The 26,585-nt window shown below is 72.6% G+C and carries 25 protein-coding genes; 10 read left to right on the forward strand and 15 right to left on the reverse strand.

Annotated elements, in window-relative coordinates; translation table 11 throughout:
* Positions 1–322 precede the first annotated feature (322 nt).
* Genes ACGFZW_RS07940 through ACGFZW_RS07950 form a run of 3 tightly spaced genes read left to right on the forward strand, consistent with a single transcriptional unit; the run spans position 323 to position 2,866 of the window.
* Positions 323–1,216 carry a GNAT family N-acetyltransferase gene (locus tag ACGFZW_RS07940; protein WP_393892168.1) on the forward strand — a complete coding sequence of 298 codons (894 nt, stop codon included), beginning with the start codon at positions 323–325 and terminating at the stop codon, positions 1,214–1,216.
* Entirely contained in the window at positions 1,213–2,169 is a 957-nt protein-coding gene (locus ACGFZW_RS07945) for a lysophospholipid acyltransferase family protein (protein ID WP_393892169.1), read from the forward strand. The genes ACGFZW_RS07940 and ACGFZW_RS07945 overlap by 4 nt, the downstream gene beginning before the upstream one ends.
* Positions 2,162–2,866: a DedA family protein gene (locus tag ACGFZW_RS07950; RefSeq protein ID WP_393892170.1), complete on the forward strand. Its 705-nt coding sequence runs from the start codon at positions 2,162–2,164 to the stop codon at positions 2,864–2,866. Before ACGFZW_RS07945 ends, ACGFZW_RS07950 begins: the two co-directional genes overlap by 8 nt.
* Positions 2,867–2,891: 25 nt before the next feature.
* Here the strand turns inward: ACGFZW_RS07950 and ACGFZW_RS07955 are convergent, their stop codons facing one another.
* The 4 genes from ACGFZW_RS07955 to glnII all read right to left on the reverse strand — a co-directional run bounded on the left by ACGFZW_RS07955 (position 2,892) and on the right by glnII (position 6,682).
* Entirely contained in the window at positions 2,892–3,452 is a 561-nt protein-coding gene (locus ACGFZW_RS07955) for a winged helix-turn-helix domain-containing protein (protein WP_393892171.1), read from the reverse strand.
* Between the two features lie 358 nt (positions 3,453–3,810).
* The gene (locus ACGFZW_RS07960) at positions 3,811–4,527 is read right to left on the reverse strand and encodes a rhomboid-like protein (RefSeq protein ID WP_393892172.1); all 717 of its coding nucleotides are present in this window, start codon (positions 4,525–4,527) and stop codon (positions 3,811–3,813) included.
* Position 4,528: 1 nt separating this feature from the next.
* Complete coding sequence (locus ACGFZW_RS07965) at positions 4,529–5,434, reverse strand: DUF6891 domain-containing protein (RefSeq protein WP_393892173.1); 906 nt, start codon at positions 5,432–5,434, stop codon at positions 4,529–4,531.
* 198 nt (positions 5,435–5,632) lie between these two features.
* A complete protein-coding gene (gene glnII, locus ACGFZW_RS07970) occupies positions 5,633–6,682 on the reverse strand; it encodes a glutamine synthetase (protein ID WP_393892174.1) in 1,050 nt (349 codons plus the stop codon).
* A gap of 255 nt (positions 6,683–6,937) precedes the next feature.
* Here glnII and ACGFZW_RS07975 point away from each other — a divergent pair, with 255 nt between their 5' ends.
* Together ACGFZW_RS07975 and ACGFZW_RS07980 are read left to right on the forward strand one after the other, a co-directional pair.
* Positions 6,938–7,825 carry a Gfo/Idh/MocA family protein gene (locus tag ACGFZW_RS07975; protein WP_393892175.1) on the forward strand — a complete coding sequence of 296 codons (888 nt, stop codon included), beginning with the start codon at positions 6,938–6,940 and terminating at the stop codon, positions 7,823–7,825.
* Between the two features lie 235 nt (positions 7,826–8,060).
* The gene (locus ACGFZW_RS07980) at positions 8,061–8,333 is read left to right on the forward strand and encodes a hypothetical protein (RefSeq protein WP_393892176.1); all 273 of its coding nucleotides are present in this window, start codon (positions 8,061–8,063) and stop codon (positions 8,331–8,333) included.
* A gap of 72 nt (positions 8,334–8,405) precedes the next feature.
* Here ACGFZW_RS07980 and ACGFZW_RS07985 read toward each other — a convergent pair whose 3' ends face one another.
* Together ACGFZW_RS07985 and ACGFZW_RS07990 are read right to left on the reverse strand one after the other, a co-directional pair.
* Entirely contained in the window at positions 8,406–8,957 is a 552-nt protein-coding gene (locus ACGFZW_RS07985; RefSeq protein WP_393892177.1) for a PadR family transcriptional regulator, read from the reverse strand.
* 20 nt (positions 8,958–8,977) lie between these two features.
* Entirely contained in the window at positions 8,978–10,999 is a 2,022-nt protein-coding gene (locus tag ACGFZW_RS07990) for an FAD-dependent oxidoreductase (protein WP_393892178.1), read from the reverse strand.
* A gap of 418 nt (positions 11,000–11,417) precedes the next feature.
* Between ACGFZW_RS07990 and ACGFZW_RS07995 the strand changes: the two genes are divergently transcribed.
* The 3 genes from ACGFZW_RS07995 (at position 11,418) to ACGFZW_RS08005 (ending at position 15,082) form a co-directional block, all read left to right on the forward strand.
* The gene (locus tag ACGFZW_RS07995) at positions 11,418–12,287 is read left to right on the forward strand and encodes an arpA protein (RefSeq protein ID WP_393892179.1); all 870 of its coding nucleotides are present in this window, start codon (positions 11,418–11,420) and stop codon (positions 12,285–12,287) included.
* A gap of 66 nt (positions 12,288–12,353) precedes the next feature.
* Positions 12,354–13,256: a class I SAM-dependent methyltransferase gene (locus tag ACGFZW_RS08000; protein WP_393892180.1), complete on the forward strand. Its 903-nt coding sequence runs from the start codon at positions 12,354–12,356 to the stop codon at positions 13,254–13,256.
* Complete coding sequence (locus ACGFZW_RS08005) at positions 13,253–15,082, forward strand: choline/carnitine O-acyltransferase (RefSeq protein WP_393892181.1); 1,830 nt, start codon at positions 13,253–13,255, stop codon at positions 15,080–15,082. The genes ACGFZW_RS08000 and ACGFZW_RS08005 overlap by 4 nt, the downstream gene beginning before the upstream one ends.
* A gap of 66 nt (positions 15,083–15,148) precedes the next feature.
* On the opposite strand, the gene ACGFZW_RS08010 is transcribed toward ACGFZW_RS08005, so the two are convergent.
* Positions 15,149–16,015, reverse strand: coding sequence for an Fpg/Nei family DNA glycosylase (locus ACGFZW_RS08010; protein WP_393892182.1), 867 nt, complete (start codon positions 16,013–16,015; stop codon positions 15,149–15,151).
* 162 nt (positions 16,016–16,177) lie between these two features.
* Entirely contained in the window at positions 16,178–17,587 is a 1,410-nt protein-coding gene (glnA, locus tag ACGFZW_RS08015; RefSeq protein WP_393892183.1) for a type I glutamate--ammonia ligase, read from the reverse strand.
* Between the two features lie 247 nt (positions 17,588–17,834).
* Between glnA and ACGFZW_RS08020 the strand changes: the two genes are divergently transcribed.
* On the forward strand, positions 17,835–18,302 hold the full coding sequence (locus tag ACGFZW_RS08020) for an RDD family protein (protein ID WP_393892184.1): 468 nt from the start codon (positions 17,835–17,837) through the stop codon (positions 18,300–18,302).
* 156 nt (positions 18,303–18,458) lie between these two features.
* Here the strand turns inward: ACGFZW_RS08020 and ACGFZW_RS08025 are convergent, their stop codons facing one another.
* The 4 genes from ACGFZW_RS08025 to lipB form a co-directional block, all read right to left on the reverse strand.
* Positions 18,459–19,169, reverse strand: coding sequence for a DUF4191 domain-containing protein (locus ACGFZW_RS08025; RefSeq protein ID WP_393892185.1), 711 nt, complete (start codon positions 19,167–19,169; stop codon positions 18,459–18,461).
* A 10-nt stretch (positions 19,170–19,179) separates the two neighbouring features.
* A complete protein-coding gene (locus ACGFZW_RS08030; RefSeq protein ID WP_393892374.1) occupies positions 19,180–19,395 on the reverse strand; it encodes a hypothetical protein in 216 nt (71 codons plus the stop codon).
* Between the two features lie 237 nt (positions 19,396–19,632).
* A complete protein-coding gene (gene lipA, locus ACGFZW_RS08035; RefSeq protein WP_393892186.1) occupies positions 19,633–20,583 on the reverse strand; it encodes a lipoyl synthase in 951 nt (316 codons plus the stop codon).
* A 140-nt stretch (positions 20,584–20,723) separates the two neighbouring features.
* Positions 20,724–21,539, reverse strand: a complete 816-nt coding sequence (lipB, locus tag ACGFZW_RS08040; RefSeq protein WP_393892187.1) for a lipoyl(octanoyl) transferase LipB — start codon at positions 21,537–21,539, stop codon at positions 20,724–20,726.
* A gap of 289 nt (positions 21,540–21,828) precedes the next feature.
* On the opposite strand from lipB, the gene ACGFZW_RS08045 reads away from it, so the two are divergent.
* On the forward strand, positions 21,829–23,283 hold the full coding sequence (locus ACGFZW_RS08045; protein ID WP_393892188.1) for a regulator: 1,455 nt from the start codon (positions 21,829–21,831) through the stop codon (positions 23,281–23,283).
* A 55-nt stretch (positions 23,284–23,338) separates the two neighbouring features.
* On the opposite strand, the gene ACGFZW_RS08050 is transcribed toward ACGFZW_RS08045, so the two are convergent.
* The 3 genes from ACGFZW_RS08050 to ACGFZW_RS08060 form a co-directional block, all read right to left on the reverse strand.
* Positions 23,339–24,655, reverse strand: coding sequence for an FAD-dependent oxidoreductase (locus tag ACGFZW_RS08050; protein WP_393892189.1), 1,317 nt, complete (start codon positions 24,653–24,655; stop codon positions 23,339–23,341).
* A 250-nt stretch (positions 24,656–24,905) separates the two neighbouring features.
* Complete coding sequence (locus ACGFZW_RS08055) at positions 24,906–25,814, reverse strand: TIGR01777 family oxidoreductase (protein ID WP_393892190.1); 909 nt, start codon at positions 25,812–25,814, stop codon at positions 24,906–24,908.
* Between the two features lie 97 nt (positions 25,815–25,911).
* Complete coding sequence (locus ACGFZW_RS08060) at positions 25,912–26,430, reverse strand: DUF4240 domain-containing protein (protein ID WP_393892191.1); 519 nt, start codon at positions 26,428–26,430, stop codon at positions 25,912–25,914.
* Positions 26,431–26,585 lie beyond the last annotated feature (155 nt).

Here is a 26,585-nt window from a genome sequence, read left to right on the forward strand (position 1 = left end):
CAGTGTTCTGCGGACCCTCATCCGTACGCTCCCTGGGCTTCACGCGCCCGGCCGTCCGGCACGGGAACAGTCTGACGGGCAGAGAACGCCAGGTCATGGGGCTGCGCCTCCGCCAGGAGGGGCTCCCCGCAGCACGTCACAGCGGTCCGGCAAACGGTCCGCCGGAGGCCGCCCGGTACGCAGGGCGGGTGGCCGTCCGTACCGGCGGAACGCCTCGCTTCCCCGCTCCGGTCCGCATGAACACCGCCGCGCGCTGTCCCACGCGGCCCTTGGCTCACCGCCCGTCGACCCCACCGGCCTCCCCCTCCCATGGAGAGCTCGTATGAGCATGGCATCGACCGCGTCCGCCGTCCCCACCACCGAAGGCGCCGCCCGGACCGGGCCGCGTACCGACCCGGGTGCCGCGTCACCCGCCGCCCCGCCCGGGACCGACCCGTCCGCCCCCGGCCCGGCCCACGCGCCCGGCTACGCCGTCGTCCTCGCCGACAGTCAGGAGCAGATCCGGGCCGCGCAACGCCTGCGCCACCGCGTCTTCGGCGAGGAGATGGGCGCCCAGCTGCACTCCCCGCTCGCCGGGCACGACATCGACGCCCTCGACGATCTCGCCGACCATCTGATCGTCACCGCCACCGCCACCGCCACCGCCACCATCACCTCCACCGCGACCCCGCCCGTGCCCGGCGAGGTGGTCGGCACCTACCGCCTCCTGCCGCCCGGCCGCAGCCCACGGCTCTACTCCGACGGCGAGTTCGACCTCACCGCACTGGACCCGTTGCGCCCCTCCCTCATCGAGGCCGGCCGCTCCTGCGTGCACCCCGACCACCGGGGCGGCGCCGTCATCAACCAGATGTGGGCCGCCCTCGCCCGCTACACCCTGCTCTCCGGCCACCGCTACCTCGCCGGCTGCGCCTCCGTCCCGCTCGGCGACGGCGGCACAGCGGCCGCGCACGCCTGGGAACTGGGCAGGACCCGCCATGCCGCGCCCCCCGAGCTGCGGATCACCCCGCACCACCCCTGGCGGCCCTCCGTCCCGGTGCCGGACCGCCCCCGCGCCGCGCTGCTGCCCCCGCTGTTGCGCGGCTACCTGCGGATCGGCGCGTGGATCTGTGGCGCGCCCGCCCACGACCCCGAGTTCGACGTCGCCGACTTCTTCGTCCTGCTGGACATGGAGCGACTCGGCGAGCGCTACCGCCGCTACTTCCTGGGGGACCGGTGAACGGCGCTTGGGACGTCTGGTCCGCCTGCACCCCGGCCTGTGCCACCCACGCCGTGCGACGCGCCCCCACCACCGTCACCGCCCGGCGCTGCGCCGCCTTCGCGCACGCCGTACGCCGGGCACTGACCGACGGCGAGCGGATGGCCGACCCCGTACGACTGCGTACGCACGCCCGCGCGCTGCTCGCCGCGCTCGGCATAAGCCTCGAAGGCCCGGCTGTCGGCGCGTTGCGGGCCGCGGCGGACGCCCGCACCCGGGGGACGTGGCTCGGGACCGGGCCCGCCGCCGTTACACCCCTTCCCGGCGGCCCCGGCACCCTCATCGTCGTCAACCACATCTCCTGGCTCGACATCCCCGCGCTGCTCGCCGTCGAGCCGGTGACCCTCCTGGCAAAGCGCGAGGTCGGCGGCTGGCCGGTCGTCGGCGGGCTGGCCCGCCGCGCCGGCACGCACTTCATCGACCGCGGAAACCCCCGCGAACTACCGCGGACCATAGGCGAGTTGAGCGAACTGCTGGCGTCGGGCCGGTCGGTGGCGGTCTTCCCGCAGGCCACCACCTGGTGCACCGGCGAAGGGGGCGCCTTCCGCCGGGCCACCTTCCAGGCGGCGATCGACGCGGGCGCTCCCGTCCGCCCGGTGACGCTCACCTACGCCCAGCACGGTCTGCCCAGCACGGTCGCCGCCTTCTGCGGTGAGGACACCTTCGCCTCCTCACTGCGCCGCGTACTCACCGCACGCGGGCTGACGATCGGCGTCACCGCCCACCCACCGCTGTCCGCACCGGAATCCGGGCACGACCGCAGGACACTGGCCGCGCTCGCCGGGGCGGCCGTCATGGGCGGCCCGCCCCGGTCCCCCCGGCAGGCGCCGGAGCGGGCACCGGCACAGCGGGGGCACCTGTGCGGCACCGCACCTCATCTACGGCCGACGGCACAGGCCCCGCACCATGTTTGAGCAGCTGGACCGGCTCGCGGAACCGCTCCAGGGCATGCTCGGCTCGCCCTGGCTGTGGGTGATCGTCCTGCTGGTCTCCGGACTCGACGCGCTGCTGCCGTTCATGCCCGGTGAGACCACGGTCGTCCTGGTCGCCGTCCTCATCGGCCCGGACCCGCCACTGCTGGCACTGCTCGCCGTCGTCGCGGCGGCAGGCGCCTTGGCCGGCGACTGCCTCGGCCATGCCGTCGGCCGCCGCGCGGGCCCACGCGCGACCGCCCGGCTGCTGCGCGGCGCCCGCGGCCGGACCCGGCACGCGCAGGCCGGGGCGATGGTCGAACGGCACGCCGCCACCCTCGTCATCGCCGGCCGCTTCCTCCCGGGCGGGCGCGTGGTCGCGGCGCTCTGCACCGGCGGGATCCGCTTCCCGGTGCGCCGGTTCGTCGTGCTGGACTCGGTGGGCGCGGCCCTGTGGGCGCTGTACGGCACCGCCCTCGGCGGCTTCGGGGGCGCGGCGCTGACGGACTCGCCGGCCAAGGCGCTGCTCCTCGCCTCGGGGGTGGGAGTGGCGGTGGCCGGCGGAGCGGCATGGGCGTCGCGACGCGGACTGCCCCACCGGTCCGCGGCCCGCCAGGCGGGCGGTGCGGGCCGGAGCCGGACGGAGAAGCACTTCCCGCCGGGCCCTGGCCCGCGGTCGGGCCTCACGGAAGGTGTCTGAAGGAGGGGGATCGAATACCCCGCCCTCAGACGCTGGGCACGTACTTGTAGCCCACCCGCCGCACCGTCACGATCGACGACCGGTGTTCGGCGCCCAACTTGCGGCGCAGCCGGGCCACATGGACATCGACGGTGCGGCCGTCGCCGACGTGGCCGTACCCCCACACGGTGGTCACCAGCTGGTCCCGGGTGTGCACCCGGTGGGGACGCGCGACGAGGTGGCTGAGCAGCTCGAACTCCAGGTAGGTCAGTTCCAGCGGCCGACCCTGGACCTGCGCGGTCCGCTGCTCCGGGTCGATGCTGATGATCGCGTCACCGGTCGGCTCGGCCGCCGGTTCCGCGGCCGGCTGCGGTGCGGCCGCCTCGGCGGGGACGAGCACGAGGTAGCCGACCATCGGCGGCCGGCCGGGCAGTTCGGGCAGGCTGTGCGCAGGTGCCGGCAGCCAGGTCGCGCCGGAGTTCAACAGCTCCGCGACCGGCGGTACTTCGTCCGGGCTCACGGCGCGCAATCGGTGCCGGGGGGCGTGGGGGAGGGGCGGGAGGGTGGCCGTCGCGGAAGCGGCAGGCAGCGTACGGACGTTCGTCATCAGGGTCAGCTCTTTCGCGCAGAGGGGCGTCGGGGACGTCATGCGCGCGGGCAGGGCTGGGGACGCCGGTCAACGGCGTCGAAGAGAGGTGTGCGGGCCCGCGCTCAGTGCGCGCGGCAACACAGACGATCGAAAGCGTGCGCCTGCCGGGACGGCCAGAACGGCTCGAGGTCGCTGCGACCCGTCGCGGTGTCTGTGAGGCTGGCCATGGCCCCATTCAATCAGACCGCCGGGGATCTGTCCCCGGCGGCGGCACTTGCTTGGCTTGAATCACACGGTGTGGCCCGCCCATTCGCCGGCAGGGCGCGGGTCGGCTCCGCGGCCGACCGCACGTCCGCACGCCTCGCCGTCCGGATGGTCAGCCGCCTACCGGCGCCGACGGCACCGCCCTGCGAGCCCGCGCCGCCCGGACAGCAGCCCGCGGGCCCGCCGCCCCGGCTCCGGCCGGCCGCCGTCGCGGCTCATCCGCCCCCAGCGCCGCACCCGCCGCCACGCCGAGCACCACCGCCGCCAGATGTCCGGCGTCGGTGAACGTCCGGCGGGGGCGCAGGACGGGGCGTATCCCCAGCGCCAGCACACCGGCCGTCGCCGCGACCCGTACGCCGCGGTGCGAGGCGGTGGCGGCCAGCGCGCCGACCGTGGCGCAGAAGCCGTAGCTCGCACCGACGTCGACGGCCCGCGCGGTCGCGTCCGGCGGATCGGCGCGCACCCGGCCGCGCAGGCCGGCGTACACCAGCAGGCTGGCGCCCAGGTGCCCGGCGGCGAACAGGCCCGCCGCACGCGCCGGCCCCCACCGCGCCTCGGCCGTACCGAGGGCGGCGAGCAGGGCGGCGGCGTACGGCGCGGGCAGGGGTTCCTCGACGAATGCCGCGCTGGTGACCAGCGTCCGCCACCGGCCGGCCCGCAGATTGGCGACATTGGTGGAGTGCGCGCGAAGCAGTTCCACGCGCTGCGGGCGGGGGAGTCGCGCGGTGGCGCACGCGCCGAGCTGGACGGCGCCGACGTACAGCGGAGTGACCCAGGGGGCGCGCCTCGGGGCGGGCGTCGCGGCGGAACGGGGCTCGGGGTGCGGCATCTCAGGCTCCCGTCGGCAGCCGCTTGAGCCACTCCAGTGGCGTGACCCGGACGACCTGGCCGGGGTCGCCGTCCCACTGCACCGGCAGGCCCGCACCGGCCAGCGCGGCAGCCACCGTCCGCCCGATCTCCGCACGGTCCCGGCCGGAATCGGGGTAGGCGCCGTAGCGCACCGCGAGGCCGTGGCCCGCCGCGGCGGCCTCGGTGTCCTGGTAGTGGAAGAAGGCGAATCCGTGGTCGGTCTCGGCGCGCTCCGCACCGATCTCCGCGAGCCCGCAGGAGGCGCAGCAGCTGAAGTTCATCCGGGCCGTCAGCCCCTGGCCGTCGAGCACGGCGAACGCCCGTGCGACCAGGTCCGGTTCGGTCACCTCGGGCCAGCCGGCCTGCTCGGCGAGCCGCTCCTCCCAGAGGCCGGCGACGATCCGCCGTGCCTCGTCCGGCGTGACCGGGGACTCCTCGGGGTCGCAGGTGTCCACCACGCCCTGGGCGACGTCGCGGAAGCCCCGGAAACCGGACCTGATGTCCTTACGGGCGCGCTCCTCTGCCTCCGCGCGGACCTCGGGATCCAGACCGGGCGTCGAGACCAGGTCCGCGGGCTGCCAGTCGAGCGCCGTGCGCCAGGACTCGGCGCCGCGCGCCCAGGCCAGGAACACCTCGACGATCTGGCCGGTGTCCGTCGACTCGGCGGTGAAGTGCCGGTCGGGAGCGCCGTCACGGAACTCCACCGTGAACGGCCCCGGGCCCTCGCGCCAGGTCTGCAGGAAGAAGTGATCCTCCTCGGGATCGCGTTCGACCACCACGAAGTGATCGTCGTCACCGCCGATCCGCCCCAGCAGACCGGCGAGTTCGCCCTCGGCGGGGCGGGCGAGGACCGGCCCGGTCTCGGTCTTCACGGTGATCGCAAGCATGGGTACAGCCTGCCAGCTGCCACTGACATCCGGCATCGGCACTGCGCGCGCGACACCGACCGGGAGCACTGTGGCGTCGCCGGGAGTGCTGTTGCACCGGCCGGGGCGCACGAAGGGGCCGGACCTCGTCGGCCCGGCCCCTTCGTATGCGAGTCACATGCGCTTCACATGCGATGCGCGTCTGTCCTGCCCGAGGCGTCAGACCTGCTCGCGCCGCGCCAGCTCGGTGCAGCAGGTGTCCACCATCAGACGGGTGACCACGTACGGGTCGACGTTGGCGTTCGGCCGCCGGTCCTCGATGTAGCCCTTCTTCTCCACCTCGACCTGCCACGGGATACGCACCGAGGCGCCGCGGTCCGAGGCGCCGTAGGAGTACGCGTCCCAGGGGGCGGTCTCGTGGGCGCCGGTCAGGCGGTCCTCGATGCCGGTGCCGTACTGGCGCACGTGCTCCAGCGGCTTGTCGCCCTGGCCCAGCGCCTCGCAGGCGGTGATGATGGCGTCGTAGCCCTCACGCATCGCGCGGGTGGAGAAGTTGCAGTGCGCGCCGGCGCCGTTCCAGTCGCCCTTGGCCGGCTTGGCCTCCAGCGACGCGGTGACGCCGAACTCCTCGGCCACGCGGTGCAGCAGCCAGCGCGCCACCCACATGTGGTCCGAGACCTCCAGCGGCGCCAGCGCGCCGACCTGGAACTCCCACTGGCCGGGCATGACCTCGGCATTGATGCCGGACAGGCCGAGACCGGCCGCCAGGCACAGGTCGAGGTGCTTCTCGACGATCTCACGGCCGAAGATCTCGCCGGCGCCCACACCGCAGTAGTAGCCGCCCTGCGGGGCGGGGAAGCCGCCCTCGGGGAAGCCGAGCGGGCGGTCGCCCTTGAGGAAGGTGTACTCCTGCTCGATGCCGAAGATCGGCTCCTGGCCGGCGAACTTCTCGGCCACCGGGCGCAGCAGGGCGCGGGTGTTGGTGGCGTGCGGCGTCAGGTCGGTGTGCAGGACCTCGCAGAGCACCAGGAGGTGGTCGCCGCCGCGGATCGGGTCGGGGCAGCTGAACACCGGCTCCAGGACGAGGTCCGAGGAGTGGCCTTCGGCCTGGTTGGTGCTGGATCCGTCGAAGCCCCAGCGGGGCAGCTCGGCACCTCCCCCAGTGCCGAAAGCCTGGGAGGGACCCCCACCCAGGATCCTGGTCTTGGAACGAAGCTTGGCGGTCGGCTGGGTGCCGTCGATCCAGATGTACTCGGCCTTGAAGGTCACGGGGTCCTCTTATACGGGTAGGTGCGGGTACGCGTGCGGGCGTACTCCGGCACTCTCGCAACCAGCCGTTTCTCATCCGTTGCCCGTATGTGAACCGCAGGTTACTCAACCGGACGAGCCGGCAATCCCCAGGATTTCGTCCCTTTCTGCCCCGGAATGTATGCCTGTTTTCGGTGCCTGTCCGGCCCCTTCCGCCCCGTGAATCCCAGATGGCGGACGCCGGGCCCGCGCCGGGCGCCGCGAGAGACTGGCCCCATGACGACCCCGCGTATCGGCCTTCTCGGCACCGGTCCCTGGGCGCAGCGCGTCCACGCCCCCGTCCTCGCCGCCCACCCCGGCGTCACGCTCGCCGGCGTCTGGGGGCGCAGGCCCGAGGCCGCCGCCGCACTGGCCGAAAGCCACGGCAGCCGCCCGTATGCCACGCCCGACGAACTCTTCGCTGCCTGCGACGCGGTTTCTGTCGCGCTGCCGCCTTCCGTCCAGGCCCCGTTGGCGGTTCGCGCCGCCGAGGCCGGCTGTCACCTGCTGCTCGACAAGCCGGTGGCCACGACGGTGGCCGAGGCCCGCGCCGTCGCCGGGGCCGCGGAGCGCGCAGGCGTCGCCACCGTCGTCTTCTTCACCGCGCGCTTCGGGAAGGAGGAGGGGGAGTGGATCGACGCCCAGGCCGCGGCCGGCGGCTGGTTCACCGCGCACGCCGACTGGCTCGGCTCGGTCTTCGCCGCGGACAGCGCGAGCCCGTACGCCGACTCGCCCTGGCGTCGCGAGAAGGGTGCGCTCTGGGACGTCGGGCCGCACGCCCTGTCCGTGCTGCTCCCCGTGCTCGGTGACACGGAGGCCGTCACCGCCACCCGGGGGCCGGCCGACACCGTGCTGCTGGCGATGCGCCACAGCGGCGGTGCGGCGAGTTCGGCGACGCTCAGCCTGACGGCCCCCGCGGCGGCGGCGGGCGTGGGGATCACCCTGCGGGGCAGCGCCGGCACCACTGCCCTGCCCCGCCGCACCGACGGCCCGCAGCCGGCGTTCCACCGCGCCGTCGACGCCCTCCTCGCCGCCGCCCGCACGGGTCGCCCGCACGCCTGCGACATCCGCTTCGGCCGCAGGGTCAGCGAGATCCTTGCGGCGGCGGAGGAGCAGCTGGGGTGAGGCCGGCAGCCGGGGGGTGACGCGGTGCGCGGGGTGCCGGGCGCCGTCGGGACGGCGACCCCCGGGGTCCCTCCGATGGCGGCCACCGAAGGGCCGCGGCCGCCCGCTCACGGGCCGTGTATGAGGTGGTCCCTGAAGGCCCCAAATCCCCGCTGGCCAGGGGCTTTTGTCAGTGGTCGCCGGTAGAATGGGAACCAGTCAGTGAGGGTTCATCCACGCTCCAGGAGGTCCGCCGATGGCCGCTGCCACACTCATGACGAAGCCTCTCCCGGCCCACCCGCTGCCCAAGAAGCCCCTGCCCGCCGGATGGCCGCGCGAGCGGTACGAATCCCACAACCGCCGCCTGAAGGCGATGCGCCTGGCCATCGCCCTGCTCGACACCGGCGTCTACCGCCCCGAGCAGGCCCACAACCGCAAGATCCGCGCCACCGCCGCCGACATCGGTGTGCACGCCCCCTCCGACACCACCTGCCGTCTGGTGCGTGCCCTGATCTACGACAACTGCTGACGATGCCCGGCTGACAGCGCGGCCGGCTCCGGGACTCCCCGGGGCCGGCCGCCGCCGTACGGCCGCGCCCGCTCAGCGAGCGGGGCCCGCCTCCTCGATGTCCGCCACCTCCGCGAGCGCTTCGGTGAGCCACTGCACCCAGAACGTCTCCAGCCCGATGCCCGCCCGCAGCACCAGCCGCTGCAGCCGGTCGTCGGGCGACGTCGGGGCGTCGAAGTCCCGCTCCTCGATACGGCTGTATTCCGCCAACTGCCTCTGGTGCAGGGCGAGATGGCGTCGCAGTTCATCGTCGAGCCCGTCGTGCCCCACCACCGCCGCGGCACGCAGCCGCAACAGCAGCGCGTCCCGGATGGGCTTGGGGTCGTGCTCCCCGGCCGCCCAGCGGGTCAACTCCGTCCGCCCCGCGGGCAGCACCTCGAAGTCCTTCTTCTGCCCGCGGGCGGGCTGGTCCGAGGGCAACGCCCGGATCAGTCCGGCCTGCTCCAGCTTTCCCAGCTCGCGATAGATCTGCTGGTGCGTGGCGGACCAGAAGTACCCGATCGACCGGTCGAACCTGCGGGTCAGCTCCAGGCCCGACGACGGCTTTTCGAGCAGGGCGGTGAGGATCGCGTGCGGGAGTGACATGGGGAAATCCTAGGCGCGGCTCACAGGGTGGCCGCCAGCTCGGTGCCCTGCTGGATGGCGCGCTTGGCGTCGAGCTCCGCGGCGACGTCCGCCCCGCCGATGAGGTGCGCCCCGTGCCCGGCGGCCAGCAGCTTCTCGTACAGCTCGCGGCGGGGCTCCTGCCCCGTGCAGAGCACGACCGTGTCGACGTCGAGGACCTCGCGCCTGCCGTCCACCGTCACATGCAGCCCGGCGTCGTCGATGAGGTGGTACTCGGCGCCGGCGATCATGGTGACCCCGCGGTGGCGCAGCTCGGTGCGGTGGATCCAGCCGGTGGTCTTGCCCAGCCCCGCGCCGACCTTGGTCGCCTTGCGCTGCAGCAGATGCACGGTCCGCGGCGGCGCCTGCCGCTGCGGGGCCTGCAGTCCGCCCGGCGTGCCGTAGCCGGTGTCCACGCCCCACTGCCGGAAGAACACCGCCGGGTCCAGGCTCGCCTCGTCCCCGCCGTCCGTCAGGAACTCCGCGACGTCGAAGCCGATGCCGCCGGCCCCGATGATCGCGACCCGCTCACCGACCTGCGCGCCGTCGCGCAGCACATCGAGGTAGGTGACCACGCTGGGGTGGTCGGTCCCGGGGATCTCGGGCCTGCGCGGGGTCACACCGGTGGCGATCACCGTCTCGTCGAAGCCGCCTTCGGCGATCGTCTCCGCGGTGACGGCCGTACCCAGCCGGACGTCGATCCCCCACTGCTCCAGCTGGTGGCGGAAGTAGCGCAGGGTCTCGTTGAACTCCTCCTTGCCCGGGACCTTCCGCGCGATGTTCAGCTGCCCGCCGATCCGCTCCGCGGCGTCGAACAGCGTCACCTCGTGGCCCCGCTCGGCCGCCGCCACCGCGCACGCCAGCCCCGCGGGCCCGGCGCCGACCACGGCGACGCGCTTACGGCGCCGGGTCGGCGAGAGCACCAGCTCCGTCTCGTGGCACGCCCGCGGGTTGACCAGGCAGGAGGTGATCTTTCCGCTGAAGGTGTGGTCGAGGCACGCCTGGTTGCATCCGATGCAGGTGTTGATGGCCGCGGCCCGGCCCTCCCGGGCCTTGTTGACGAAGTCGGGGTCGGCGAGCAGCGGGCGGGCCATCGAGACCATGTCGGCGTGCCCGTCGGCGAGCAACTGCTCCGCCATCTCCGGGGTGTTGATGCGATTGCTGGTCACCAGGGGGATCGAGACCGCCCCCATCACCTGCCGCGTCACCCAGGCCCACGCGCCGCGCGGCACCGATGTCGCGATGGTGGGGATGCGGGCCTCGTGCCAGCCGATACCGGTGTTGATGATCGTCGCACCGGCCGTCTCGATCTCCTTGGCGAGCGTGATCACCTCGTCCAGCGAGGAGCCGCCCGGTACGAGGTCGAGCATCGACAGCCGGTAGATGAGGATGAAGTCCGGGCCGACCCGCTCCCGGACCCGGCGGACGATCTCGACGGGGAAGCGGATGCGGTTCTCGTAACTGCCGCCCCACCGGTCCTCGCGCCGGTTGGTGGCCGCGACGATGAACTCGTTGATCAAATAGCCCTCGGAGCCCATGATCTCGACGCCGTCGTAGCCTGCCTGCCGGGCCAGCGCGGCCGCCCGTACGAAGTCGTCGATGGTCTGCTCGACCTCGTCGTCGGTCATCGCGTGCGGCAGGTGGCCGCTGATGGGCGCCTGGAGCGCGCTGGGCGCCACCAACCCCGCGTGGTGGGCGTACCGCCCGAAGTGCAGGATCTGCATCGCGATCTTGCCGCCCTCGCGATGCACCGCGTCGGTGACGAGCCGGTGCTGCGCCGCTTCGTCCTCGGTGGTCAGCGAGGCGCCGCCCTCCCAGGGCCGCCCGGCCTCGTTGGGCGCGATGCCTCCGGTGACCATGAGCCCGACACCGCCGCGCACCCGCTCCGCGTAGAACGCGGCCATCCGCTCGAAGCCGCGTGGTGCCTCCTCCAGGCCGACATGCATCGACCCCATCAGCACGCGGTTCGGCAATGTGGTGAAGCCGAGGTCGAGCGGGCTCATCAAGTGCGGGTACTGGCTCATCCGGCGCCTCCTTGCACAGCGGTGTCAGCCACTTTCTAGACCATCCGAGAGTCTTATGCAACAAGTTGCATAAGAACGTGACGCACGCGACGCCGCGACCGGTACGGGCTGCGCCGGGCCCTCGCCGTCTCCGGCGGTCGGGTCCATCGGCGGGGGGTGGGGCCGGTATGGGTGGACGCGCGCCGATTCGAGGTCGAGCGACTGTCGCACCCGGGCGCCGTGTGACGCGTCACAGGCAATCCCGGGTCTCCCCATGGCGAACCCAACTGTGTTACTCATCAGTAGAGTTGATGATGAGCCAAGGGTGCGCCCCGACGGCTCGCGGACCTCGCCGGGCGTCCCCTGCGGACCCCCGGAACCGGCCGCGAGCGTCGGGGCGTCCGTTCGGCACGGTCTGCCCGCACGTGGAGAGGATCGAATGAGCACTCTGGAAGCCATGAAGTTCGACCAGCTGGTCGACACGGCTCGCTACCCCCTGTCGGATCTCGAAAGCGCCGAGGCCAGGGCCGTCGTCACCCGCGCCCGGCGCGAGCTGGAAACCGTCGGCTGCACCGTGCTGCCGGACTTCGTCCGCACCTCGCTCCTGGACGTCCTGCGCCAGGAGTGCGCGGACATCGCGCCCCGGGCGCACTTCGACGTCGAAACCGTCAACGTCTACAACATCCCGGTCGACGCGGACCTGCCCGCCGACCACCCCGGACGGCGGACCTTCCAACGGGGCAACGCGTTCGTCGCGCGGGACCGCATCCCCGCCGACGCCCTCATCAGCCGCCTCTACTCCCACACGGTCTTCCAGCACTTCATCGCACGCTGCTTCGGGCTGCCGCAGCTGCACGAACTCGCCGACCCGCTCTCCGGACTTGTTCTCAATGTCGTCTCGCCGGGCATGGAGCACCCGTGGCACTTCGACACCAACGAATTCACCGTGAGCATGCTCACCCAGCAGGCACAGGACGGCGGCGTCTTCGAGTACTGCCCGCACATCCGGTCCCCGCACACCGAGAGCTTCGACGACGTCCGGGACGTCCTGGACGGCCGGGGCGAGCGCCTGACGCGGCGCCTCCCCCTGAAGCCGGGCGACCTCCAGCTCTTCAAGGGTCGCTACTCCCTGCACCGGGTCAGCCCCGTCCGGGGCGACATCGCGCGGCACTCCGCGATCTTCGCCTACAGCGAGCGGCCCGGCGTCATCGGGAGCGTGGCGCGCACCCGGCAGCTCTTCGGCCGGGTACTCCCCGCGCACGAGGCCGCGGAGGGTCGAGCCGTCAGGGGCGACCGACTGCTGGATTAGCGGACGGCCAGGGCACGCAGTCGTAGGCCGATTCCCCTCTCTGCGATCCACCAAGGAGTACGCCCCGTGCGCTTCGACGCGACCGGAAAAGTCTCGCTCGACCACATCTACACCCAGCCCGATCCGCGCTCCTACTTCCGTCTGCTGCAACCCCTCGGCTACTGCATCCCGCAGCAGGCCAAGCCCTATTTCGCCAAGCTGATCCAGGAGTACCGTGAGTACCGGCGGGTCGCCGCGCCGACCGTCCTCGACATCGGCTGCTCGTACGGCATCAACGCCGCCCTGCTGAAATACGACGCGACGATGGACGAGCTCTACGGCCGCTACTGCGGGCCCGATGCCGACGGCACGCCCGCCGCCGACCTCACCCGCGAGCAGCTGCTGGCCCGCGACCGGGAGCTGTCCCGGTCCCGCCGGCCCGCGCACGAGCTCCGCTTCGTCGGCCTGGACACCTCCGCCCCCGCGCTGGCCTACGCCACCGAGGCCGGCTTCCTCGACGACGCCGTCCACGCCGACCTGGAGCGCGACGAACCCACCGCCCGGCAGCGCGCCCGGCTCGCCGGGGCGGACCTGGTGATCTCCACGGGCTGCCTCGGCTACGTCACCGAGCGGACCCTCACCCATGTCGTCCGCGCGCAGGAAGGCCGGCTGCCCTGGATGGCGCACTTCGTGCTGCGGATGTTCCCGTTCGACCCGGTCGAGGACGCGTTGTCCCGGCTGGGCTACCGCACCACCCGCGTCGAAGGGGTCTTCAGGCAGCGGCGGTTCGCCTCCCCGGAGGAGCAGGCCCAGGTGCTGGAGACGATGGCGGCCGCCGGGGTCGACCCGCAGGGCCTGGAAGCCGACGGCTGGCTCCACGCACAGCTCTACCTCTCCCGCCCGGCGGGCACGGCCGGCGCCCCGGCCGAGGATCCCGCCGCACCCGCGGAACCCACCCGTTCCCCCGATCCGAATCGAGAGCAGAAGTGAATACCAGTCAGGACACCGCAGACACCGCGACGTTCGCGGGGGAGGACAGCCTGCCGCGCGTACCGCTACCCACGCTTGAGGAGAGCTGCGAGAGGTTTCTCGCCTGGTGCGCGCCGCTGCTGACCGCTGACGAGCGGGCGGCGACCGAGGCGGAGGTGGCCGCCTTCCTCCGGCCCGACGGCCCCGGCCGGACACTGCACGCGGCGCTGGCGGAGTACGACGCCGCGGAGGGCGTACACAGCTGGCTCGACACGTTCTGGCCCTACCGCTACCTGGGCCGCCGGGACCGGATCGCCCTCAACGCCAACTTCTTCTTCCTCTTCCAGGACACCGGCCGGCCCCAGGTCGAGCGGGCGGCCGGGCTCATCGCGGGGGCCGTCCACTACAAGCGGCAGCTCGACCGGGAACTGATCCCGCCGCTGGCACCGCGCGGCGTGCCCCAGTCCATGGAGCAGAACAAGTACCTGTTCGGCACGACCCGCATTCCGGGGGCGGAGCAGGACACCGTCCGCGCGCCGTACACCGAGGCGTCGCCCGGGCCGTCCCGGGCGCGGCACATCGTGGTCTTCCACCGCGGCAACATGTTCCGGCTCGACGTGTTCGGCGCGGACGGGGTGCCGCACAGCCTGGAGGACCTGGAGGCGGGGCTGAACGCCGTCCTGAAGGCCGGCGCCGAACCGGCCGCCCGGGACACCTCGGTCGGCCATCTGACCACCATGGCCCGCGCCGAGTGGGCGGCCACCCGCCAGGACCTGCTCGCCTGCGACCCCCGCAACGCCGACGCCCTGGAGGACGTCGAGACCGCGCTGTTCTGCCTGTGTCTGGAGGACTTCGCCCCCGCGGACACCCAGGAAGTCTGCGACCAGCTGCTCCACGGTGACCGCGGCAACCGCTGGTTCGACAAGGCCGTGTCCCTGATCGTGTTCGCGGACGGCCGGGCCGGCATCAACGTCGAACACTGCGAGCTGGACGGGACCACCATCCTCAGCTTCGTCGACGCCCTGCTCGCCACCCCGGCGGAGGAGCACGCCCGGCGGTCCGGAGCCCGCGCCCAGGGACAGCCCGCACTGCGGCCGGTCGTCTTCGGACTGGACGAGTCCCTGCGGGCACAGGTGCGCTCCGCCGCCGACGCCTTCGCGGCGTACGGCGAGAACACCGCGACCACCACCCTGTCGTTCGAGGACTTCGGCAGCGCCGCCGCAAAGGCCCTGCGGGTCTCGCCGGACGCCTTCGTCCAGCTCGCCTACCAACTCGCCCACCAGCGCGCCAAGGGACGGCTGGGCGCCACCTACGAGTCGATCGCCACCCGGCAGTACCGGCGAGGGCGGACCGAGGCGATGCGCGTCGTCACCCCGGAGATCCAGCGGTTCGTCGCGGCGATGGAGGACCCCGCAGCGGACGCGGACACCCGCCGCGCCGCGTTCCGGGCCGCCGCCGCCGCGCATGTGGCGCGGGCCAAGGAGTGCCAGGTCGGTCAGGCGCCCGAGCAGCACCTGTGGGAGCTGGAACTGATCCAGCGGCGCCGCGGGACCGAGCTGGGAGTGACCGACCAGCCCTCGCTCTACCGGTCACCGGGCTGGCTGACCATGCGGGACGACTACCTGAGCACCAGCTCCGCGCCGTCCGCACACATCCAGTACTTCGGCTTCGGCTCGACCAGCAGCCGGTGCATCGGCGTCGCCTACGTGCTCCTGCCCGACCGCTTCAACGTCTACCTCAGCACCCCGCTGGCGGTGGCCGACCAGATGCGGACCTTCGCCGGCCGTCTCCGCGAGGCGGTCGCCGAACTCCGCGAACTCCTCGCCTCCGAACAGCCCGAGAGCTGACCCCGGCCCGCCGCCGGACCGGTGCCGCTTCGCGGTTCCCGGTCCGGCGGCGGGAGCGCGAATCCCCTACTTCAGCAGCCGCGAGAGCCGCCGGTCGGCGAGGATCTTGCCGTCGGTCTGGCAGGTGGGGCAGTACTGCAGCGCCGAATCGCTGAAGGACACCTCACGGATCGTGTCCCCGCAGACCGGGCAGGGCTCGCCCTTCCGCCCGTGGACCCGCAGCCCGCTCTTCTTCTCCGCCTTGAGGTCCCCGAGGGCCAGCCCTCTGGAGCGCTCGACCGCGTCGGTGAGCGTCGTCCCGATCGCCGCGTACAGCCGGGCCACCTCGTCCTCGGAGAGGTTGGCCGCCGGCTTGAACGGTGACATCCGCGCGGTGTGCAGGATCTCGTCCGAGTAGGCGTTCCCGATGCCGGCCAGCACGCTCTGATCCCGGAGGACGCCCTTGATCTGCCGGCGTTCCCCTGCCAGCAGAGCGGCGAAAGCGTCGAGGCCGAGGGCCCCGGACAGCGGATCGGGTCCGAGCCGCGCCACACCGGGCACCTCCTGAGGGTCCCGTACGACATACACCGCCAGGTGCTTCTGGGTGCCCGCCTCGGTCACGTCGAAGCCCGTACCTTCGGGCTCTTCGAGCCGGACCCGCAGCGCCAGCGGTCCCTTGCCGGGCCGCGGCGGCGCCTCCGGCAGCTTGTCCTTCCACCGCACCCAGCCCGCCCTGGCGAGGTGCAGGACCAGATGCAGGTCCCCGGCCCTCAGATCGAGGAACTTGCCGTGCCGGGTCACCTCGTCGAACGCCCGGCCCTCGAAGGCGGTGAGCGGCGGGTCGTACGTCTTCAGCGCGTGCACCGAGACCGGATGGACCCGCGCGACGGACCGGCCGGCAAGGCGATCGGCCAGGAACCGGCTGAGGGACTCGACCTCCGGCAATTCAGGCATACCCCCAGTCTGCACGGCCCCACCGACACCCGGCCCGCCGACGGCGCCCCGGCGAGCGCGCCACCCGAAGACAAAAGACCGCCGGCCGCGCCTCCCGGTGAAGGAAGGACACGGCCGGCGGACCGAAGACGGCGGACGGAGGCCCGCTCCGCCCGGCGCTCTTTAGAGGTCGAAGTACAGCTCGAACTCGTGCGGGTGCGGACGCAGCTGGATCGGGGCGATCTCGTTGGTGCGCTTGTAGTCGATCCAGGTCTCGATCAGGTCGGAGGTGAAGACACCGCCCTGCTGGAGGTACTCGTTGTCGGCCTCGAGCGCGTCGAGGACGGCCGGCAGCGAGGTCGGGACCTGGGCGACGCCCGCGTGCTCCTCGGGAGCGAGCTCGTAGAGGTCCTTGTCGATCGGCTCGGCCGGCTCGATCTTGTTCTTGACGCCGTCCAGGCCCGCGAGGAGCAGGGCGGAGAAGGCGAGGTAGGGGTTCGACGACGGGTCCGGGGCGCGGAACTCGACGCGCTTGGCCTTCGGGTTGGAGCCCGTGATCGGGATACGCATGGCCGCGGAGCGGTTGCGCTGCGAGTACACGAGGTTGACCGGGGCCTCGAAGCCGGGGACCAGGCGGTGGTAGGAGTTCACCGTCGGGTTGGTGAAGGCCAGCAGCGACGGCGCGTGCTTGAGGATGCCGCCGATGTAGTAGCGGGCGGTGTCCGACAGGCCCGCGTAGCCCTGCTCGTCGTAGAAGAGCGGGTTGCCGCCGGACCACAGCGACTGGTGGACGTGCATGCCCGAGCCGTTGTCACCGAAGATCGGCTTCGGCATGAAGGTCGCGGTCTTGCCGTTGCGCCAGGCGACGTTCTTCACGATGTACTTGAAGAGCATCAGGTCGTCGGCCGCGGCGAGCAGCGTGTTGAACTTGTAGTTGATCTCCGCCTGGCCGGCCGTGCCGACCTCGTGGTGCTGACGCTCGACCTGCAGGCCGGCCGCGTCCAGCTCCAGGGAGATCTCGGCGCGCAGGTCGGCGAAGTGGTCGACCGGCGGGGCCGGGAAGTAGCCGCCCTTGTACCGGACCTTGTAACCACGGTTGTTGACCTCCGAACCGGTGTTCCAGGCACCGGCCTCGGAGTCGATGTGGTAGAAGGACTGGTTCGCGCTGGTCTCGAAGCGGACGCTGTCGAAGACGTAGAACTCGGCCTCGGGGCCGAAGAACGCGGTGTCCGCGATGCCGGTGGAGGCGAGGTAGGCCTCGGCCTTCTTGGCGATGTTGCGCGGGTCGCGGCTGTACTGCTCGCCCGTGATCGGGTCGTGGATGAAGAAGTTGATGTTGACCGTCTTGTCCCGGCGGAACGGGTCCACCCGGGCGGTCGACAGGTCCGCGCGCAGCGCCATGTCGGACTCGTGGATCGCCTGGAACCCACGGATCGAGGAGCCGTCGAACGCCAGCTCCTCGGCCGGGTCGAACGCCGTTGCCGGGATCGTGAAGTGCTGCATCACACCGGGCAGGTCGCAGAAGCGGACGTCGACGAACTTGACGTCCTCGTCCGCGATGAACTTTTTGGCCTCGTCGGCGTTCTGGAACATCCAACTCCTCCTAGCCCGGTCACCGGTCGGCGGACGCGGGGTTGCTACTCGGAGCGCGTCCATGTGCGGTGGCGCGCTTGCCCGACCATAGGCAGGCGGGATTTCCCAAGCATGACCCATTTGTTTCGGCGAGGTTAACCGGCGCGCGGTCATCCTCGCCTCCCAGTGTGCGCCGTCGGAGGCTCGAACGACTCTCCTCCACCGCCCCTGATAAATCGAACGTATGCGGTCGCAGTACCGTGGACGGGTGGACAACAGGCAAGCAATCGGATCGTGGATCTCAGGCCCCCGCGCGACAGCGGAGGACATGGGTGTCGACTTCGGGTACCGCGGGCAGCAGCTCGGGCTGCCGGAGGAGGGCCCGGGCGCGATCGCCCGCCCCGGGCGCCGTATCGCCGCGCTCTTCATCGACTGGGCGCTGTGCATGCTCGTCGCGTACGGCCTGCTCAGCGGCGGCAAGCCGGACTCGGCGAGCAACTGGGCGCTGATCGTCTTCGCGCTGCTGAGCGTGCTGACGGTCGGCACGGTCGGCTTCACCCCCGGCAAGCGGCTGCTGGGCCTGCGGGTCGCCGCCGAGGGCGGCGGCCGTCTCTCGCTGCCCCGCGTGGTGCTGCGCACCCTCCTGCTCCTGGTGGTCATTCCGGCGGTCATCTGGGACCGCGACGGCCGCGGCCTGCACGACCGCCTCGCCCGCTCCGTTCAGGTACGGATCTGAGGCGGGCCGGCTTCTCCACCCCCATTCCGCCCACGGAACGGCCCCGCGCCGCCCCGCATCAGGTGGATCGCATACAGAACGCCCCGGAGCCGAGAGCTCCGGGGCGTTGTGGTCGGGCGGGGTCGCGTCGGTCGGCAGGAGCGGCGGCCCGGCCGCTCAGCGCATCTTGCCGCCACCCCTGGGCATCCGCATGCCCTTGGGCATCGGCCCCTTGGGCACCGGCATGTTGCTCATCAGGTCGCCGAGCGCACGCAGCCGGTCGTTGACGCTCGTGACCTGGGCGCCGGGAAGCACGCGCGGCAGCTTCATGAGCGTCGTACGGAGCTTCTTCAGCGGAACCTGGCCCTCGCCGTCACCCACCACGATGTCGTGGACCGGGGTGTCGGCGACGGTGCGCGCCATCCGCTTCTTCTCGGCGGACAGCAGCCCGCGGAGCCGGTTGGGGTTGCCCTCGCCGACGAGCACGATGCCGGGCTTGCCGACGGCGCGGTGCACGACGTCCTGGTTGCGGTTCATCGCCACCGCCGGGGTGATCGTCCACCCGCGGCCGACGTTCTCCAGCACGGCCGCAGCCGCACCGGGCTGGCCTTCCATCTGCCCGAAGGCAGCTCGCTCGGCGCGCCGTCCGAAGACGATCGCCATCGCGAGGAAGGCCAGCACGAAGCCCAGGATGCCCGCGTAGATGGGGTGGCCGATCGCGAAGCCGATGGCAAGGAGAACGCCGAATACGACGATGCCTACGCCAGCGACGACAAGACCGACCTTGGAGTCGACCCGACGGGTCATCTTGTAGGTCAGGGCGATCTGCTTGAGCCGCCCGGTGTTCTCAGCGCCGGCAGCGCCGTCTGAGTTTGCCTTCCTCGCCATACAGCGAAGTTTACGTGGCCTGCGGACGCCCGGTCGCCGCGGCCTCCAGTACGTACTGGGCCTCGTGGCGGTCCTTGGCCCGACGGCGGTCCTCCAGGACCGACGTCCAGGCGTTACGGCGTGCGGTGCGCTGCCCGCCGCCCATCAGAACGGCCTCGACGGCACGCAGTGCGCCGGAGACGGAAGGGATGGGGCGGGCGGTGGCGCGGAACGGCGCGGCCTGCATGGTGAAGTCTCCCTCGGGGAGGTCGATCGGGGCGGAAGGTGTGCGTATGTCCATCGGTTCGAGCGCGGTGCGTACATCCATCGTCACTGAAGGGTGTTACCAACGGATGACCTGCCGGTCAAACACCGATGAAGCAAGTGACGCAGCAGACGCGGCCCGCGCGCCCCCGGCCTGGGGGAGAGCGGGCCGCGTCAGTTCAGCATGTGCCACGATTCACAAGATGGCGCGCCGAGCGGATCAGACCGCCTGACTGGACGCCTCGACCTCGCGGCGCTCGACGGCCTGCTGGTAAAGGCGGCCGGCGCGGTAGGAGGAGCGGACCAGCGGACCGGACATGACGCCGGCGTAGCCGATCTCCTCGGCCTCCTCCTTCAGCTCCACGAACTCGGCGGGCTTGACCCAGCGCTCGATGGGGTGGTGCCGCACGGAGGGGCGCAGGTACTGCGTGATCGTGATCAGCTCGCAGCCCGCGTCGTGCAGGTCCTGCAGCGCCTGGCTGATCTCCTCGCGCTCCTCGCCCATGCCCAGGATCAGGTTGGACTTGGTGACGAGGCCGGCCTCGCGGGCCTGGGTGATGACGTCGAGCGACCGCTCGTAGCGGAAGCCGGGGCGGATCCGCTTGAAGATCCGCGGCACCGTCTCGACGTTGTGCGCGAGCACCTCGGGGCGCGAGGAGAAGACCTCGGCCAGCTGCTCGGGGACGGCGTTGAAGTCGGGGATCAGCAGCTCGACGCCGGTCTCGGGCATCGCGGCGTGGATCTGGCGGACGGTCTCCGCGTAGAGCCAGGCCCCGCCGTCCTCCAGGTCGTCGCGGGCGACGCCGGTGATGGTGGCGTACTTCAGGCCCATGGTCACGACCGACTCGGCGACCCGGCGCGGCTCGTCGCGGTCCAGCTCCTGCGGCTTGCCGGTGTCGATCTGGCAGAAGTCGCAGCGACGGGTGCACTGGTCGCCACCGATGAGGAAGGTCGCCTCGCGGTCCTCCCAGCATTCGTAGATGTTGGGGCAGCCCGCCTCCTGGCAGACCGTGTGCAGACCTTCGCTCTTGACCAGGCTCTGCAGGTGGTTGTACTCGGGACCCATTTTCGCCCGGGTCTTGATCCACTCGGGCTTGCGCTCGATGGGGGTCTGGCTGTTCCGGACCTCCAGGCGCAGCATCTTGCGTCCGTCGGGTGCGACTGCGGACACGTCCGGCTCCCTACGACTTCGTTTCTTCGGCGTACACCAGGGTACGCCCGATAATTCGCACGTCTTTACGCGTGCAGACTGTGCAGGTCAACCTCGGGTGGGAGGAGAGCATTCCTGCCGTCCCGCCCGGCGCGCGGTGTTCAGACCGCGCGGGGAAGGAGCTCGGCGCCTTCCAGGACGTCCCGCAGGTGCTCCTCGACGATGGGCAGCACCTCGGCGATGGTGACCTCGCGGCCCAGCTCTCCGGAGAGCGAGGCGACGCCGGCGTCACGGATGCCGCACGGCACGATCTTGTCGAACGAGGTGTTGTCCGGGTTCACGTTCAGCGCGAAGCCGTGCATCGTGACGCCCTTGGCGACGCGGATGCCGATCGCGGCGAGCTTGCGGTCCTCGCGGCGCTGGCCGGCGTTGGACGGCGCGTACTCCGGGCCGTTCAGCCGGGGGTCGAACAGCTCGTCCGCGGCCCGCGGGTCGAAGTCCAGCTGCAGGCCGCCAAGCGCCGCCCGCTCCTCGACCGGGTCGCCGAGCACCCACACACCGCTGCGGCCCTCGACGCGGGAGCCCACCACGCCGAAGTCGGCGCAGACCCGGATCAGGGCGTCCTCCAGGCGGCGGACGTGGGCGACCACGTCAACCGGACGCGGCAGCTTCTGGATCGGGTATCCCACCAGCTGACCGGGGCCGTGCCAGGTGATTTTCCCGCCGCGGTCGACGTCGACGACCGGGGTGCCGTCCAGGGGGCGCTCGTCGTCCGACGTGCGCCGTCCGGCGGTGTAGACGGGCAGGTGCTCCAGAAGCAGGCAGGTGTCGGGCACCTCGTCGGCGAACCGGGCGGCGTGTACCCGGCGCTGCTCCTGCCATGCGGTTTCGTATTCCACGGCGTCCGCACCGAAGCCCAGATGCACAAAGCGCAGCCCCTCGGGTGCGGGGGGCTCCCCCCGAGAGATCGCAGTCACGGCAGCTCCTCTTCGAACCTCTGTTGCATCTCGCTGCAACATTTGATGCCACTTCGCGCCCAGGCCACTGTACGGCGACCCGCTCCGGTACCCGTAGGCGGCCGGTGCCGAGCGCCCCTGCGCACCGCATGCGCCCTGCTCACACGATCGGATGAACACAGGGCACAGGCCGGGAGAACGGCTTCCTGGGCCGTTACATTCACGCCGTCCCACAAGGGCGAGGAGCGTGCCGGACAGGGACAGCCGAGTCCGGCAGCCCGGCCCGGAAGGCAGGAGACCGGTAAAGCTGATGACGGAACGACCCCCGCAACACACACCCAACCGCCAGCTCGCCGCGCTCATCGCCGAGGCGGGGTTCTCCAACGCAGGGCTGGCCAGAAGGGTTGATCAGCTCGGTATCGAGCACGGCCTCGACCTGCGCTACGACAAGACCTCGGTGACGCGCTGGCTGCGCGGGCAGCAGCCCAGAGGCACCACCCCCGCCCTGATCGCGGAGGTGTTCACCCGCCGGCTGGGACGCCGGCTGTCCGCCCAGGACCTCGGCCTGGACGCCTGTGCGCCGGTGTACGCCGGGCTCGAATTCGCCGCGACCCCCACCGAGGCCGTGGACATCGTCAGCGGCCTGTGGCGCAAGGACTCCGGCAGCCACGCCGAACTGCGGAAGATCGCCTTCACCCCGGCCGGTCTCGTGGTGCCGAGCCGGGACTGGCTGATCGGCCGCGCCGACGAGCGGGTCGCCCGCGGCGACACCGGCACCGAGGCCCCGGGCCGGGTGCCCGCCCAGGGCCGGGCCTCGGTGCCGCGCCAGCGCCGGACCGACCGCGTCGACCGTGTCCAGGGCGCCCGGGTCTCCTCCGGGGACATCGCGGCGCTGCGCTCGGTCGGCGAACTGTTCCGGTCGCTGGACCACGCCTACGGCGGCGGTCATGCCCGCCAGGCGCTGGTGCGCTATCTGGAGCACGAGGCCGAGCCGATGCTGCGCGGCAGCTACGGCGAGGCGACCGGCCGCCGGCTGTTCGCGGCCGCCGCCGACCTGACCCGGCTGGCCGGCTGGACCTCCTACGACATCGCCGCGCACGGCCTGGCGCAGCGGTACTTCGTCCAGGCGCTGCGGCTGTCCCAGGCGGCCGGGGACCGGGCGTACGGCTCCTACGTCCTGGTGACGATGAGCCGGCAGGCCGTCTATCTGGGACACGGCAGGGAGGCCGTCCAGCTGGCGCGGGTCGCGCAGCAGGGCATCGGCAGCAGCGCGCCGCCGGTGGTGCAGGCGCTGCTGCACGCAGCGGAGGCCCGCGGCCACGGCCTGATGAGCGAGGTCCGGGCGTGCACCGCCGCGCTGTCGCGGGCCGAGCGGGCCCTGGAGGCCGCCCGGCCGGGCGACGAGACCCCGTACTGGGCACGGTTCTTCGACGAGGCGCAGCTCGCCGACGAGCTGGCGCACTGCCACCGCGACCTCCAGCAGTACCGCACGGCATGCCAGCACGCCGAGCGGTCCCTGCAGCTGCGGGCCGCGGGGTTCGCCCGCAGCCGGCTGTTCTGCCGGGTCGTCCTGGCGACCGCCCGGCTGGGTCTCGGCGAGCTGGAGCAGGCGTGCACCCTCGGGGCGGAGGCGGCGCTCCAGGCCACCGAGATGCGTTCCGTACGCGCCCATGAGTACGTCAGGGAATTCGAGCGGCGGTTGGAGCCGTTCCGCGACGCGGCGGCGGTGCGCGGCTACCGCGACCGGGTGGCGGCCCTGGGATGAGAGTTCCCCCCGCACCCGGCTGCCGGGTGCGGGGGAACTCGGCCCGTACGAGGCATCAGGCCACCGGGCGGAGGGAGTTCGGATCGGCGGGGGTCGGCAGGCCGAAGTCCTGGAGCAGCGCGTGGGCGGCCCTGCGGCCCGAGTGCAGGGCACCCTGCAGCGTGCTGGAGTCCCGGTGGTCGCCGCAGACGTAGAGGCCCGCCAGCACCCGCACCGGCCGCTCCGGGTCGTGCGGCGCGGGCATCGCCGGGGCGGCCCACGGGTCGTGATGGACGGTCAGCAGCTGCCAGTCGTCGGTCATCGCCCCGTAGATCCGCTCCAGTTGGGGCCGCACGGTCTTGTCGAGGACGGAGGCCGGCAGCGCGGCAGCGGCACCCAGCACGGTCGTGGTGATCAACGTCCGGCCGGGGGGCGTGCGTGACGGGTCGATCGCGCCGGCGGCGTAGGTGTGCGCGACCGGTCCGGCCGTCGGGAGGATCAGCGCGGTGTCGCGGTACGGGCCGCCGCGCGCTCCCGCGGCCCCCGCCGTGTGGTGCAGGACCGTCGCCGGGTGGAAGGCGGGTACCCGCAGCCCCGGCAGCAGCTGCGCCGCGTCGTGTGCGGCGGTCGCCACCACCACCGCGCGGCAGGGGATCCGGCCGTGCTCGGCGGTGCTGACGCCGGTGGTGGAGACGGCGGTGGCCCGGACGGACGTCCGTATCGTGCCGGGCGGCAGTGCGGCGGCGAGGAGTTCGGGGACGGCCGATGCGCCGCCTGCCGGCAGGCTCAGCCGGCCCCCGGCGAAGGCCCGGAGCACCTGTGCGGCGCCCCGGCTGGAGTCGCGCAGCTGCGGATCGCACGTCAACGCGCCGAGCAGCGGCCGGAGGAAGGCGTCCTGTGGGCGCGGCGGGAAGGCCGGGCGGTGCGCCAGCACATCGCCCACCGGGCGGTCGGCTGGCGCCGGGGCGGTGCCGCGGTCCCCGTGCCGGTCGGTGTGCCGGTCCGGCCGCCGCTCCGCGCGGCGTTCGGCCCGGCGTTCGGCGCGCGAGAGGGCGCGCGCCGCGGAAAGTGCGCCCCTTGTGCTCCGGGTCGCGCTGATGCGCTGGGTGCGTTGGCCGTTGTGCACCGTCAGCCCCGCCGCGAACGGACGCAGCGAAAGATCGCCGAGTCCGGGCGTGCGGTGCAGTTCGTCGGCGCCGATGGCCAGCGGCCGCCCGCTGCGGTCCAGCCGGAAGCCGTCGAGCTCCTCGGTGGCGGACCTGCCGCCGATGTCTGGCGCGGCCTCCAGCACGGTGACGGAGACGCCCGCCCCGGTCAGATGGCGGGCGGCGGCAAGGCCGGCGGAACCGGCTCCCACGATGACGACGTCCACGGTCGAGGTGGTGCGCAGCACGTGGCCCTCCCCAGGTCGGTCCCAGCCTCGGCGGCAGGAGTCTCATGCCCGGTGCCGCCGGGCGGAATGCCGATATATGTGTGCGAGGACGGTAGGGAGGCGCGCGGGTCGGCCGACAGGTAGCGCGTGGGGCGCGTAGGGGGCAGGCACCGGTGCGGGCGGCCCGCCGTATGGCACCGGGTGCCAGGAGTTCGCCGCCGGCCGGTCCCGGAAACGACGTCGAACCCGTGGCCGGACCGGAGCGGGCGGCTCACGCGGCGCGCACGGCCTCCGTGATCCCCGGGTGCGCGAAGGAGAACCCGGACTCCAGCAGGCGCCGGGGGATGATTCGCTGGCTGCCGAGCACGTCCCCGGCGAACTCGCCCAGCGCGATGCGCAGCGCCGCGGCGGGCACCGGGAAGGGCGTCGGGCGGTGCAGCACGCGGCCCATGACCTCGGTGACCTCGCGGTTGGTGACCGGCTCCGGTGCGGTGAGGTTGACCGGACCGGCGAGGTCCTCGGTGTCGATCAGATGGCGCAGCGCCGCGATCTCGTCCTGGAGGGAGAGGAAGCTCCAGTACTGACGGCCGTCGCCCAGCCGCCCGCCGAGCCCGGCGCGGAAGAGGGGGAAGAGCCGGCCCCAGGCACCGCCCGAGCGCGCGACGACGAGACCGGTGCGGGCGAAGACGGTACGGATGCCCGCCTCCTGCGCCGGTGCGGCGGCGTTCTCCCAGTCGACGCAGAGCTCGGGCAGGAACCCCGTACCGGCCGGCGCGCTCTCGTCCGTACGCCGGTCGCCGGTGTCGCCGTAGTAGCCGATCGCGGTGCCGCAGACGAAGACCCGCGGCGGGTTGTCCATCGAGGCGAGCGCGGTGGCGAGGGTCCGGGTGCCCAGGATGCGGCTGTCGCGGAGTTCGCGCTTGTAGGCGGCGGTCCAGCGGCGGTCGCCGACCCCGGCCCCGGCGAGATGGACCACCGCGTCGCAGCCGGCCAGCCCGGTCGTGTCGATCTCCTCCCGCGCGGGATCCCAGCGCACCTCGTCCGCTGCCGCGGGCGCCCGCCGGACGAGGCGCACGACCTCGTGCCCGCCGGACCCCCCGTCCCCGGTGCCCCCCGCGCGCAGGGACTGTACGAGTGCTGTGCCGATGAGGCCGGCCGAGCCGGTGATCGCGATCCGCATGGGGCCATCCTGCCCGCACCCCCTCCCGGCCGGTGGCACCCGGGGTCAACCGGCCGCCGTGCGCGGATGACAGGGGCGGGCGCGCAGCCGGTCCGCCCTACCGCCGGAACCGCTCCCACAACCGGGGGAAGCGTTCGGCGAGAGCCTCGTCGTCGTCCAGGTCCAGGTAGCTGCCGAGCGGTTCGCGGGGCGGTGGCGCCAGGCCCAGGCCGGGCATCTCGGCGCCGGTCAGCTGCTCGTAGGCCTCATCGGCCGCATAGCCGAGCTCCTCGGCGTCGCCGTCCACCGCCTCGTCGAAGTCGTCCAGCAGCTCGGCGAGATGGTCGGGGTCGTGCAGCGCGCCCTCGAAGACTTCCCGGCCCTGCCCGATCAGCCAGCAGCGGAAGTAGTCGAAGGCGTCATCGCTCGCGCCGTCCAGGAGGACCGCAGCCGCGGCCCACAGCTCCCAGGCGTACGCCCGGTTGTAGCGCGACTCGAAGTGGCGGGCGAAGTCCACGACGGAGTCCGGGTCGCGCCCCGACAGCCGCTCGACCAAGGCGTCGGCCTGCTCCTCGGGGTCGCCGTCGGCTGCCCGGCGGGAGCCGTCGATCAGCTCCCAGAACTCCGTCTCGTCCATCACCGCTCCAGCATCGGTCCTGCCGTGGTGCCCCGCATGCCGAGTACCCCATCTGCGACACGGGTGTGACGCGGACCGGTGACGTGTCGTGTGACCGCCCTCGGATTCACTCGTTGGAAGGCGTGCAACGACGGCAGATCCCCACCTGGTGAAGG

The sequence above is a fragment of the Streptomyces sp. NPDC048248 genome (assembly GCF_043201875.1).
In the GTDB taxonomy this organism is placed as follows: domain Bacteria; phylum Actinomycetota; class Actinomycetes; order Streptomycetales; family Streptomycetaceae; genus Streptomyces.